Annotated in this window: 14 protein-coding genes; 2 read left to right on the top strand and 12 right to left on the bottom strand. The window is 44.2% G+C overall.

All coding sequences use genetic code 11. The features are described 5' to 3' along the window. Window positions 1–306 precede the first annotated feature (306 nt). Complete coding sequence (locus JMA39_RS03380) at window positions 307–1,347, bottom strand: toxin-antitoxin system YwqK family antitoxin (protein WP_202720425.1); 1,041 nt, start codon at window positions 1,345–1,347, stop codon at window positions 307–309. Between the two features lie 354 nt (window positions 1,348–1,701). Between JMA39_RS03380 and JMA39_RS03385 the strand changes: the two genes are divergently transcribed. Further along, window positions 1,702–2,643: a Dyp-type peroxidase gene (locus JMA39_RS03385; protein WP_202720426.1), complete on the top strand. Its 942-nt coding sequence runs from the start codon at window positions 1,702–1,704 to the stop codon at window positions 2,641–2,643. 155 nt (window positions 2,644–2,798) lie between these two features. After that, window positions 2,799–3,281, top strand: coding sequence for a GNAT family N-acetyltransferase (locus JMA39_RS03390; protein ID WP_202720427.1), 483 nt, complete (start codon window positions 2,799–2,801; stop codon window positions 3,279–3,281). Here the strand turns inward: JMA39_RS03390 and acpS are convergent. The 11 genes from acpS to rpoE form a co-directional block, all read right to left on the bottom strand. After that, window positions 3,270–3,665: a holo-ACP synthase gene (acpS, locus tag JMA39_RS03395; RefSeq protein ID WP_202720428.1), complete on the bottom strand. Its 396-nt coding sequence runs from the start codon at window positions 3,663–3,665 to the stop codon at window positions 3,270–3,272. The genes JMA39_RS03390 and acpS overlap by 12 nt on opposite strands. A gap of 124 nt (window positions 3,666–3,789) precedes the next feature. Then, window positions 3,790–4,527: a pyridoxine 5'-phosphate synthase gene (pdxJ, locus tag JMA39_RS03400; protein WP_202720429.1), complete on the bottom strand. Its 738-nt coding sequence runs from the start codon at window positions 4,525–4,527 to the stop codon at window positions 3,790–3,792. A gap of 418 nt (window positions 4,528–4,945) precedes the next feature. After that, on the bottom strand, window positions 4,946–5,635 hold the full coding sequence (recO, locus tag JMA39_RS03405) for a DNA repair protein RecO (RefSeq protein WP_202720430.1): 690 nt from the start codon (window positions 5,633–5,635) through the stop codon (window positions 4,946–4,948). 113 nt (window positions 5,636–5,748) lie between these two features. Next, window positions 5,749–6,741, bottom strand: a complete 993-nt coding sequence (era, locus tag JMA39_RS03410; protein ID WP_202720431.1) for a GTPase Era — start codon at window positions 6,739–6,741, stop codon at window positions 5,749–5,751. Continuing rightward, window positions 6,738–7,415 (bottom strand): ribonuclease III, encoded by a 678-nt coding sequence (gene rnc / locus JMA39_RS03415; protein WP_202720432.1) that lies wholly within the window; start codon window positions 7,413–7,415, stop codon window positions 6,738–6,740. Before rnc ends, era begins: the two co-directional genes overlap by 4 nt. Window position 7,416: 1 nt before the next feature. After that, window positions 7,417–8,334 carry a signal peptidase I gene (gene lepB / locus JMA39_RS03420; RefSeq protein ID WP_202720433.1) on the bottom strand — a complete coding sequence of 306 codons (918 nt, stop codon included), beginning with the start codon at window positions 8,332–8,334 and terminating at the stop codon, window positions 7,417–7,419. 140 nt (window positions 8,335–8,474) lie between these two features. Further along, window positions 8,475–10,265 carry a translation elongation factor 4 gene (gene lepA, locus JMA39_RS03425; RefSeq protein ID WP_202720434.1) on the bottom strand — a complete coding sequence of 597 codons (1,791 nt, stop codon included), beginning with the start codon at window positions 10,263–10,265 and terminating at the stop codon, window positions 8,475–8,477. A gap of 129 nt (window positions 10,266–10,394) precedes the next feature. Further along, window positions 10,395–10,859, bottom strand: coding sequence for a SoxR reducing system RseC family protein (locus JMA39_RS03430; RefSeq protein ID WP_202720435.1), 465 nt, complete (start codon window positions 10,857–10,859; stop codon window positions 10,395–10,397). Window positions 10,860–10,872: 13 nt separating this feature from the next. Continuing rightward, the gene (locus JMA39_RS03435; protein WP_202720436.1) at window positions 10,873–11,805 is read right to left on the bottom strand and encodes a MucB/RseB C-terminal domain-containing protein; all 933 of its coding nucleotides are present in this window, start codon (window positions 11,803–11,805) and stop codon (window positions 10,873–10,875) included. Between the two features lie 12 nt (window positions 11,806–11,817). Further along, entirely contained in the window at window positions 11,818–12,423 is a 606-nt protein-coding gene (locus JMA39_RS03440; protein ID WP_202720437.1) for a sigma-E factor negative regulatory protein, read from the bottom strand. Window positions 12,424–12,446: 23 nt separating this feature from the next. After that, window positions 12,447–13,025 carry an RNA polymerase sigma factor RpoE gene (gene rpoE / locus JMA39_RS03445; protein WP_202720438.1) on the bottom strand — a complete coding sequence of 193 codons (579 nt, stop codon included), beginning with the start codon at window positions 13,023–13,025 and terminating at the stop codon, window positions 12,447–12,449. Window positions 13,026–13,203 lie beyond the last annotated feature (178 nt).

The raw sequence follows: 13,203 nt of genomic DNA on the forward strand, positions 1-13,203 counted from the left end.
CTAAATCAATAGGCGCTTAATCTCATGAGGGATTCATCACACAATGAAAAGCTTTCATGATGTACATCAGGTTAAAGCGGATTCATGTGATATTTAACAGCAAAATAGTGCGGACTGGATCACTAAGATCTTCTATTTACTACCTATTTAGAGGGATAACTAAATAGGGCAGGACAGGACAGGTAGTTTAAAAATGAATTTAAGATATAACAAATAGATTGGGATCAAATATTGGCTCACTAACGTTTAAACCTTAGCAAGCCCGAATGTGAACGGCTAAATACAAAACTCAATTTCTACAAGCGACTACCATTGAGAATCTAACTTTCCACTTTCATCATAGTAGGTGGTATGTGTGACCTTACCTTTGCTATCTAGCTTCTCTACTAGCATCAGCTGACCGTTATCTCTATAGGTTTTTATCTCTTTATCTATAACCAGACCATTTACATAGGTACGGCTGTTTTCCAATTGTCCATTACAGTGATAATTCTTAAACTCTCCATCCGCTACCCCCATATTGTAATGCTCCGAAGATTCAACTTGGCCATTTTCACCACAGAAGGTTAGCTGCACCCCATGGCGAGTATTTAACGGGTTATAGCCATAATGCTGCTCTGATCGGCGCTTGCCATCTGAGCCATAGGTTTCTAACATCCCGCTGTTACTTGCTCTGTCATAGTTAAATTTGCTTCTTAAGCGACCATTACGATAGTAAGTTTTCTCATTCAGCTTTTTATAATCGGCATAAATGAATTCACTATTACTCTCAAGCTGGCCATCTGCATAATAGTCTTTGTGACGCTGGCGCTTTTCACCATCAACAAAATAATACAGCCGCCATTCTCGGCCCTTCTCATAACTGATGCTCTCGACCTCTTTATCGCCTTCAAACCGCTTATAGCTGAGGATTACGCCCTGCTCATCATAAAGCCAATGCTCTATTTTCACGCCAGCTTGATACAGTCTCACCCATTGTGGCTTTCCTGTAGTCGAAAAGTGGTAACTAATCTGTTTACCATCTAACTTACCCGCCTTATACCAAGCGGTTTCATTGAGTTGATTATTGAGCGTTGAGAAGCTATAGCCGTGCTCGAGTCCATCTTGATACTGAGTCGCTCTATAAAACGCCTTGCCATAAGCATAATTAGTCGCAATACCAGTAAATAACTCACCTCGATAAGTCTCAGGACAATCACTTTGATATTGCGCGTCACAGGTAATTTGCTCTAAGTCGTCCTCACTAATTGGAAGCTGTATATCACCGCCGCACGCCGATAGTAAACCAACACTGATCATCAGCACCATAAGATAGGTATAACGTTTTGTTTTAGTGATAAACGGCATGTGCTTACTCTTGTGATTAAATTGGGGTAGATAACAACCTAAGTTAATTACCATCAGGTAAAACATAAAGTTAGATAACGCTGCAGCAGAATACACAGAGACTTAGCAGTTCACAAACAACCTAACCACCACTCCTCGTTTCATCAGCAAAATCACAACCTCCGTCACTAAAACCTAGATTCACTAAAGAGCTTCTCCCCTCTCCCCATCATCCAAAATGAGGGTAATGACAATAATTAACGGGAGTTAATTTCACATTATGATTTAAAGGCGTATAGTTTTTTAATATCGATAAGTTCCACTACACTCTTTATTAGGGACTATCACTGCTAACTTTTTGATGGGGAAACTTTAATGACAGCGCTATGCTCACTCGCACAATCAGGGGTTTTATCTAACCCAACCTCCCATGTTGAATACCTCACTTTTTGCCTTAAACCTAACTCCGCAAGTACAGAGGCTATTGCCGATTGCATTGGCGACATTATTGGTATTGAAAAATCGATTAACCAAAAAGATTTAACCGCTGGTTTAAATATCTCCATCGGTTTTTCTGCTAATGCATGGCCACAACTATTCCCTGAGCAACCAACACCGAGCGAACTGCACACCTTTGTGGAGATGAGCAACGGCGAACGTCACTTCCCATCAACGCCTGGTGATATCTTCGTGATGATAAAATCTGAACGAATCGATCTGAACTTTCAGGCCGCAAAATACATTCGCAATAGCTTTAACGATATTGCTAACTTAATTGAAGATATTCAGGGTTATAAGTATCTAGATAATCGCGACATGATTGACTTTGTCGATGGCACTGAAAATCCTGTAGGCAATGAACGCACAGAGGCGGTATTAGTTGCTGACGATGTAACACTGCATCAAGGCGGTAGCTACTTACATGTTCAGCGTTATGTCGACCGCCAGGGTCAATGGGATAAGCAGAGCACAGAATATCAAGAGCAGGTGGTTGGCCGCACCAAGATGGATAATGTAGAGCTAAGTGATGACGTTAAACCCGCTTGGGCCCACAATGCTAAAAGCAAAGTGGAGATCGATGGTGAAGAGATTAAAATGCTTAGACAAAATCGGCCATACGGTAATGCTATGGAACATGGCACCATGTTTGTTGGCTTTGCTGCCACGCCATCGATTATTGAAACCTCACTTAGCCAGATGATCAATGCAGACGAACACGGTCATTACGACCGTCTACTGGACTTTGTTGAGGCTAAGACAGGCTGCTTATTCTTTATGCCATCTAAAGCATTTTTAGATCAGTTTGATGATGAATAAATACTAATATCGCCAACAGTAACAGCGTACTTTTCTTAGATTCACTTAGAGATCAGTACGCTGCTCAAACACCGCTGTTCTTTGCGTATTTTGCTTGTAGCCTTGGCCTAATAAGCAGTAACATCCGCCCTAAGACTTTATCAACTTTACAAACAATGACACTCGTAGCACCTTCGCTTAGCATCCAAACGGTCAATCAGAGCAACCGAAATGCCTTACTCAATTTACAACTCAATACCGAACAATGTGACTTTATAGAGCCTATTGCCACCTGCCTAGAAGAGGCGCTACAGGATAGGCGCTACACACCTGTAGCGCTATGCATAGACGAGCAAATAGCAGGTTTTGCGATGTATGGTCTATTTGACGAATCGCAACAAAGTCGAGTTTGGTTTGACCGCTTTCTTATCGACAAGCAGTTTCAGGGGCGCGGATTAGGTAAAGCCTTTGCACAATTACTATTAACTTTTTTATTTAACCACTTTAACTGTCAGCAGATCTTCTTAAGTGTTTACCCAAATAATGATAAAGCTATCGCTCTATATCATAAGTTAGGTTTCCAGTTTACTGGCGAGCAAGACATTAATGGTGAGCATATAATGAGTCTCGACTCAAAAAAAACAGCATTAAGACTCTAGGATCACTGTTGCCGTTGCGTAGTGCTTCTCATCGGCTATGGAGAGGTGTGCTCGGCTTCCACCAAGCTGAGCCAAGCGTTCGGCGGCACCGTCACTGAACATCACCAACGGAGCACCATTAGCATTATTGCTGATCTCAATATGTTGAAATGAAACGCCGCGGCCTATGCCAGTTCCCAACGCCTTAGCTGCAGCTTCTTTAGCTGCGAAGCGCTTAGCAAGATATCGCCCTGGTTGGCTCGATGAGACAAAGAGTGCAAACTCGGTTTTAGTTAACACGCGCTTTGCTAAGCGACAGTTTAATAGCGTCTCATCGCCTGCCGCGGAAATACGCTCATCAATTCGAGCGATTTCAACAATGTCAGTGCCTAAACCAACAATCATAATGCTTCCCCATTAACCCCTAAAATAACTCAGGCAACATAGCAGGCCTAAATCTAGACCTAGATATTTAGCCAAAAAGCCGAGAACTCATGTCTCGGCTTATCAGTAACCATGACCTAAAAGCTTATTCGCCTCTGCGACCTTCTAGCATCAATTGCTTCATATCACGTACGGCAGTGGCTAAACCATCGATAGCTGCGCGAGCAATAATCGCATGGCCGATATTCAGCTCATACAGCTCAGGGATCGCTGCAATCGCTTTTACGTTATGATAGTGCAAACCATGACCGGCGTTGACCACTAAGCCTTTACCATGGGCATAGGTTGCCATCTCAGTAATACGTTGTAACTCAGCAGCTTGTTCGCTATCGGTTTCTGCATCGGCGTAACAGCCAGTGTGGATCTCAATGACTGGCGCGCCAACGGCAACAGCGGCATCGATCTGAGTCTTGTCAGCATCGATAAACAGAGAAACCTTAATCCCGAGCTTGGTTAGACGCTCAACCGCTGCAGCTATCTTTTCTTGCTGACCCGCAACGTCTAGTCCACCTTCGGTCGTTAGCTCTTCACGCTTCTCTGGCACCAAACAAACATAGGCAGGCTTAATATCACAGGCGATATCTAGCATCTCCTCGGTAACAGCCATTTCAAAATTCATTCGAGTCTTTAGCGTCTTAGCTAAAATATACACGTCTCTGTCTGTAATATGGCGACGATCTTCGCGCAGATGGATAGTAATGCCTTCTGCACCAGCGTGCTCTGCAACCGCTGCAGCTTGAACTGGATCTGGATAATTGGTCCCGCGTGCCTGACGTAGAGTCGCAATATGATCGATGTTAACGCCCAATAGGATCCGGCTCATGATTGTTCCTTAAAAAGTAAGCTGAAATAAATAAGATATTGTACTGATAGGACTCGACTTTAGCCAGTATGGCAGACTTAAGTGAATTGAAATTATATATATACCAACAAGTATAAGAAGTTGATCTACTCAGAACGTTTTTTGGCATACTAATTCAAGGCAAATAACTGAAAGAATGGTTGCTCCCTTGTGAAGTTGTTCAACGCAGAAGTAGGCAGCCAAAAACGCTCCAGAATGGCGAATTTTAGCAGCTATGATGCAATGTTAACGAGCTTAAACGTAGAATTACTATGCTCTTCACTCGTTGCGAGCAGCATGGATGCTGCGAATGTCATTAAAGCAGGAGCACTTAATGACCTTGCCTCATAACCGCTAAACTCTCGCTGAGCGACCAAATCTTTATACTGATTGGTATTAGTTAAGGTTTGAGCTTTTTAACGAATAAACTTCTTGAATGCAGTGGTTTATCACCCAGCACCGGCGCTAACAGCAGACGCATCAACTTTTTAGCTTCAAGAAACTGCTCTACGCTAAGGGTACGCTGATTAAGCGCCACCAACATCTCGCCAGTAAAAAACTTATGCCGATTAAACTCGGTTGTGATGACAGGTGTAAAGCCATGATCGTGATCTAAGCGATAGAAACCACTTGCTGTTATCGGTGCATCACTCGGGTCAACGTCCAGAGATGGCATGGTACCTAGCTCTTTTAACAGCGCATGCTCAAAGTATCTTAGCTGGCTTTGTTCAAACTCAGCAGCCATAGTCATGAGTGTACGATGATACTCAAAAAAGAGCCCCTCTGCGCTATGTTGCACCGTTAAACAACGGATCAGTAGCTCATTAAGATAGAGGCCAGAGTATAGACAATCACCACTGAGTGGTACCGCAGGACTGGCAGCTTCGACCTGTTTTAAATTTTTAAGCTCGGATTTGCCCTGCAACTGAAAAATCAAAGGTTGAAAAGGTTGTATGATACTGCGAATGGAGTTTTTAGCGCTACCTAGACGCGCCACAGCATCGACCCGTCCCATACCATCGACGAGCAGGTTAACGATGACGCTTGAATCGCGAAAATGTCTGCTATGAAGAACGTAGCCACGCTCCATGATTATCTCATCCCATTTGCAAAATAGTGTTAGTGTGCTGGCTATAAAAATGCCTCTTCTTATCACTAAAAAGAGGCATGATTCGCTCGATTAACTTTCAAGCTAGCTTGACGCTACTCGTCGCCGTAGCCAAGGCTGCGCAGCGCACGTTCATCATCGGCCCAGCCAGACTTAACCTTGACCCACATCTCTAGGAACACCTTATTATCAAACAAGACTTCCATATCCACGCGGGCAGCAGAACTGATCTTCTTAATACGTTCGCCTTTATTACCGATCACCATACGCTTTTGCGTTTCACGCTCAACTAACACTAACGCGTTGATCTGGTAAACACCGTTTTCCATCATCTTAAACTGTTCGATTTCAACGGTGCAATCATAAGGCAGTTCATCACCTAAGAAACGCATTAGCTTTTCACGGACGATCTCTGATGCCATAAACTTCTGTGAACGGTCTGTCACATAATCTTCAGGGAAGTAATGTGGCGACTCTGGCACAGACTCCACAGCCATATCGAGAATACGCTGCACGTTAGTACCTTGAGTTGCTGAGATAGGTAAGATCTCATCAAACGGAAACTTCTTCGATAACTCTTCAAGATACGGAAATAGTGCTTCTTTATCTTTAATATTATCGACTTTGTTAATCGCAAGAATCGTCTTACGACCATCATCACGACTCTGCAGCTTACGCAGAACCATCTCATCGTCTGGCGTCCAGTTCATGCCATCGACAACAAATACCACTAAGCTGACTTCTGCAAGTGAACTCGCTGCGGCGCGGTTCATCAAGCGGTTAATCGCACGCTTCTCTTCAATATGAAGGCCAGGCGTATCGATAAACACCACCTGACGCGGACCATCGGTATGAATACCCATGATACGGTGACGCGTTGTTTGCGGCTTCTTAGAGGTAATACTGATCTTCTGACCAAGTAGCTTATTCAGCAGCGTTGACTTACCCACATTCGGACGACCAACGATCGCGACCATGCCACAATAGGTCACTGCGTACTTAACCGCAGACGACGGATTGTTCATATTGGCCAGTAGTTCGTCTAAACTTGGCTCGTGGCTTTCGGGTAAATCTTTGTTGTCACTCATTTATTAATTAACTCCAACACTTGAGCTGCAGCACTCTGTTCCGCTTTTCTGCGTGAACTGGCTACTCCGATAACGGCTTTGCTCAAGTCTTCAACAATACATTCAACGGTGAAAGTCTGCTCATGAGCATCACCTTCAGTATGGACCACTTTGTAAATTGGCAGTGGCTTTCTAAACTTCTGCAAGTATTCCTGCAGCAATGTTTTAGGATCTTTCTGGTTTACTGGCTCGATGACCTTGAGACGCGACTCGTACCAGCTAAGTACTAGCTTACGGCAGTTCTCAATATCTGAATCGAGATAAATCGCACCGATAATCGCCTCTACCGCATCGGCAAGAATAGACTCACGTCTAAAGCCGCCGCTCTTTAGCTCTCCTGGACCAAGCTTTAAGTAATCGCCGAGTTTGAACTCAATTGCGATTTCCGCCAGCATCTTGCCACAAACGAGTGTTGCTCGCATACGGCTTAAGTCACCTTCGGTGGCCGCTGGGAATTGGTGATAAAGGGCATCAGAGATCACTATCGATAAGATTGAATCTCCTAGAAACTCCAATCTTTCGTTGTGCTTGTTAGACGCACTACGGTGCGTCAACGCTTGATCTAAAAATGCCTTTTCGTTGAATTCATACCCTAAAGTACGACACAAACGTGGAATATTTTTAATCGGTTCCATATTACTGAATTCCGCCTACACGGTTAAAGCGAACCCCTGTTGGGATCCAAGTCGGTAAAAAGTCTGCTGGCGTTCTGTCAAATTCGAAGCTGATCCAAATTGCCACAGCCTTACCCACTAGATAATCTTCAGGTACAAAACCCCAGTAGCGACTGTCTTGACTGTTATCTCGGTTATCACCCATCGCGAAGTATTGACCTTCTGGAACAATAAACTCCGTTAGCGGTACATTATCTTGACGGAAATAGTGGCTAATCATATCTGGGCGAGTCGGATTGATTAAGATGTCATGACTCACATCACCTAACTGCTCTTTATAGCGGATCAAAGGCGTACCATTTTGAGAAAACTCACCACGGTTAACCAAGGCTCTATCAACCATTTTTAATTCAGGACAAGGGCTTTGTCCCTCTTTACAGGCAGGCTGAATATAAAGCTCTTTGTTACGATAGATAATACGATCGCCCGGTAGACCAACGATGCGCTTAATGTAATCAATCTGTGGGTTCACCGGATACTTAAATACAGCGACATCGCCACGCTCAGGCTTGCCAGTTTCTTTAAGTGTAGTGCGCCAAACTGGATCTTTAATGCCGTAGCTGAACTTCTCTACTAAGATAAAGTCTCCCACAAGCAATGTCGGCATCATTGAGCCCGATGGGATCTGAAATGGTTCATAAATAAAAGAACGTAGGATCAACACAAAAGCGATAACAGGGAAGATAGACTTTGATGTTTCAACTAACGCTGACTCACGCATAATCTTATCAGCGCTTTCTTCACTCAAGTCTGCCTGTGCTGCTTGAGCCATTGCCAACTTCTCACGGCGCTTAGGCGCAAAAAATAGTGCATCGGCCATCCAAATTAGGCCGCTACCTAAGGTAACTAACACCAAAATTAGAGAAAAATAGGCTGCCATTATAAAATTAACTCCTGCCAAACATAATCGGTTTTATGGCGATAGCGCCAAGGTCAGTAATGGTTATACGCCAGTAATGAAAGCGCCGCAAATTGCGGCGCACAGACTAGCGATATATTAACAAATCTTAACGATTGAGCTTAATCATTAAGCTTAAGTACCGCTAAGAATGCCTCTTGTGGCACCTCAACGTTACCCACTTGCTTCATGCGTTTCTTACCTTCTTTCTGCTTGTTCAGCAGTTTCTTCTTACGAGAAACGTCGCCACCGTAACACTTAGCCGTTACGTCTTTACGCATCGCTTTAATCGATGAACGGGCGATAATCTGGCTACCAACCGCTGCCTGAACTGCAATATCAAACATTTGACGAGGAATAAGTTCTTTCATCTTGTTCACAAGTGCTAGACCCTTAGTACGGATCAAACCTTTGTGAATAATCATCGCTAACGCATCGACTCTATCGCCATTAATCAAGATGTCTAAGCGCACCATATCTGCGGGCTCAAAGCGGATAAAGTTATACTCAAGCGACGCATAACCACGACTGGTTGATTTTAAACGGTCGAAGAAGTCCATTACTACTTCAGCCATTGGCAATTCGTAGGTCAAAGCCACTTGGTTACCGTGATAAACTAAGTTGGTCTGTACACCACGCTTTTCGATACACAGAGTGATTACGTTACCCAAATACTCTTTTGGTACCAGAATATTGGTCTCAACAATCGGCTCACGCATCTCAGCAATATTATTAACTGCTGGCAGATCTGACGGGTTATCTACGTAAATAGTATCGCCATTAGTCTGAACGATTTCATACACTACGGTTGGCGCAGTCGTGATTAGCTCTAGGTTGTATTCGCGCTCTAGACGCTCTTGGATGATCTCCATGTGGAGCAGACCCAAGAAACCAATACGGAAACCAAAACCCAGTGCAGAAGATGTTTCTGGCTCGAAGAATAGCGATGCATCATTCAAGCTAAGCTTGTTCAATGCGTCACGGAAGTTCTCGTAATCATCGGTAGAAATTGGGAATACACCCGCATAAACCTGTGGCTTAACACGCTTAAAGCCCGGTAGTGGCTCTAATGCGCCGTGTTTAGCATGAGTCAAGGTATCACCTACTGGTGCACCATGGATCTCTTTAATGCCCGCGATAACAAAGCCCACTTCACCTGTTTTTAGCTCGGTAGTATCGGTTTGCTTAGGCGTAAAGATACCAACGCGATCTGCGTTATGGGTTTGGCCCGTAGACATCACCTTAAACTTATCGCCTTTCTTCAGTACGCCATTCTTAATACGCACTAAAGATACAACGCCTAGGTAACTATCGAACCAAGAGTCAATAATCAGTGCCTGAAGTGGTCCCTCAGGATCACCTTCAGGAGGTGGAATTTGGGCAACGATAACTTCAAGTACGTCTTTAATACCAACGCCAGTTTTAGCTGAGCATCGAACGGCATCTGTCGCTTCGATACCCACGATATCTTCAATTTCTTCGGCAACACGATCGGGATCAGCCTGCGGCAGGTCGATCTTGTTCAAGACTGGAACAACGTCCATATCCATCTCTAGCGCCGTGTAACAGTTAGCTAGAGTTTGTGCCTCAACGCCTTGACCCGCGTCAACCACCAACAACGCGCCTTCACACGCAGCAAGTGAACGTGAAACTTCATAAGAGAAGTCAACGTGGCCTGGGGTATCAATGAAGTTTAGCTGGTAAGTTTCACCATCATTCGCTAAATAGTCCAAAGTTACGCTTTGCGCTTTAATGGTAATACCACGCTCACGCTCAATATCCATTGAGTCGAGAACTTGCGCAGCCATTTCACGATCGGTTAAGCCACCGCATTCTTGAATAAGGCGATCTGATAGTGTTGATTTGCCGTGGTCAATATGGGCAATAATTGAAAAGTTTCTAATATGCTTCATTATGCTGGGATGACTTAACTCGAAGTTGATAAAAATTTTAAAGTGCAGAATTGTACCCGATTGCAGCTTTAATACCAATTTTTATAGTGCGATTACGGTGGAAAATTAACTCTTGTGGCCTAGATAGCGCTAATTAACGATCTCGATAGGCTTGCCAAGAGACTTGATTATAACGGGCTGTGCCTGCTCTTCTAATCTCTTAGCCGCTCGCTTTCCCATAGCCCAAAAGGCTAAAGCGCCAAACAGTGCACCGATAATTGATAGCAGATCTGAGTGAACATCAGCTAAGCCGGCAATTTGATTACCGCTAAAGGCTCCGATAAATAAGCCGACAAGCGGTAGAATATAGACTAGCGTAGCCGCTTTAAGAATCACACTCTCAGGCAAGCCCAGTTTGAGACGCTCGCCTTTAACAAACTGACTATCACTCTGAATAGAGAAACGCTGAACCTTAGATGAGAACGCTTTTGAAACGGCCGATGTGCCACAAGAATCACCACTTTCGCAATGATTACAGGCGCTCTTCATTTCGACCTCGACCACGACCCAACCAGAGTTGCTATTGGCGACAACTCTGGCGACCTCTTCCATCATGATAAAACCTTCATTACTGTAACATGATACTCTTGGCGATACGGCTCAAAGTCTCAGCAGGAACCTTACCCACAGCAACAACCTCGGCATTGCCGACTCGCTCTGTCGCGAGTGATAAACCGTTGCGTGTCACTAGCTCTTCGGGAAGTGGTGCTTCACCAGCCTTGGCAACATAAACAGAGATATTGGCTAAACCATCGCTTATAGCAATGTATTCTACCGCCTCCTTGCTACCGATAAGTCTGTGCTGATCTTTAATCAGCACCTTGAAGCCTGCTGGTAACCAGCTAAACTGCCAATCTTCACCGCCTTCTCTATCAGACTGAGACAGAACAGGAGGCCATTCCTGCTTATAGGCCTCTTTCAGAATAGCGGGAACTTCATCAAGCACTAATAGTTCAACAACCAAAAGTTGTTCTAATAACTGTTTGTCACCACTTATCATGTCAAAACGCAGTGGCAGGTAGGTATCCATATCCAACCAAACTTGATAACCATAGCGGTTATCGTCGGTTGGAATAATACGTACGAGCTGGCCAGGACGTCCGGCAATTCGACTGCGGCCCCCTAATACAAACTGATAGCCCGTTTCTAACTTCGAGATATCATCAGCGAAAGCTGCGGGAATAACACCCTGGATACGATTAGAGTGCACGCTATAAGCGGGCTGATCATGCTCAATAAAGGTAACCGTGTTACCCACACGCACAGCGTTTTTTGGCGGTCCATTTAGATGCTCTAAAAAGGCCACTTCTTCGTCATTGACTTTACCGTGTATATAAACCAAAGGCCGAATGTGATCTGCCTGAAGTTGGATAAGGGAAATTTTAAATTCTTGTTCACGCAGGGCTTGGCTCATATTTTCTAGCCAAGCTTTGGCGGGCATGTCTTCCCGCGCCATCGCGGGAAAACTCATGGCTATAATAGCCAATAGGATTAGACGCAAGCTAACTCCTCATTATTGAGCAACAGGTGTAGTATCGACCTCGCTATTGTCGTCGATATTCACTCCATTATTCAATCTTTGTTGCAACATATGATCTTGAATATAGGCATTGATACGGCGACGTTGGTCGGCCATCTGATCATTGGTATAGCTTTGGCTCTGTTGCACCGCACCAGTTTGTAAGCTCACAGGTGAGGCACTACCAATTAATGGTCGCGTATTGAGCACTGGCAGTGGAGAGTTATCCACTAAGCTATCTTGGTTATAATTCTGTACGCCCACTACCGCTACCATGGCAACAGTCGCAGCAATAGCGTATTGGCCAAATTGCTTGAACAGTGGAATAACTTTACCTGTCGCGCCAGAATTTGACTCTTTGGCCACAGTTGTTGGCTTAGGCGCAACAATCGCAGGCTCTTCGTCAATGGCCGCCATAATGCTTGCGCTAAGATCCAAAGACACTGTCTTTGATAACTCGCCACGCATCGCATCACCAATCATATGATAATCACGCCACTGCTCATGTGAATCTGCGTCAGCGACTAATTCAGCTAACGTGTGCTCATCAATTTCACCATCGACAGCAGCAGATACCCATTCCTGACCTAACTTATCCATTATTCACCTATCTATTTAAGATGCTAACGTTCTAGCAACGGCTTAAGCTTTTTATCGATTGCCTCTCGCGCTCTGAAGATCCGTGATCTTACAGTGCCTACAGGGCAATCCATGACATTGGCAATCTCTTCATAACTCATACCATCGAGCTCCCGTAAAGAAATAGCCATCTTCAACTCTTCTGGCAGTGTGTCTAAGGTATCAAAAACTACCTTTTGAATTTCATCTGACAAAACCAGACGCTCTGGGGAGGCAAACTCCTTTAGCGCATCACTGCCATCATAATATTCAGCTTCTTCAGCATCGACATCATTCGCTGGGGCACGACGTCCCTGAGCGACCAGATGATTCTTCGCAGTATTCACTGCAATGCGGTACAACCAAGTATAAAACGCGCTTTCACCACGAAAGTTTGGTAATGCGCGGTAAGCTTTAATAAAAGCTTCCTGCGAAACATCTGCAACATCGGCCTGATTTCGCACGTAACGAGATATCAGATTCGCGACCTTGTTTTGATATTTCTGTACCAAAAGGTTAAAAGCGTTTTTGTCTCCACGCTGTACGCGCTCAACTAATTGTTGATCACTTATTTGTCCACTCATCCGAGCCGACTACTCCTAAATCTAATACTGATTTCTCAGCCGCTCGAATCATATTCACTTATGTAGACTAGCGCGTTTCAAAAAAGTTCTAAAAAAATTTGCAAAGATGTGATTTTCTTTTATGGAAGCTTTGATTTTTTTATATGCGACCGATGAAAGTATCCATATTCGACGTCAT

The organism is Shewanella schlegeliana (genome assembly GCF_016765635.1).
In the GTDB taxonomy this organism is placed as follows: Bacteria; Pseudomonadota; Gammaproteobacteria; order Enterobacterales; family Shewanellaceae; genus Shewanella; species Shewanella schlegeliana.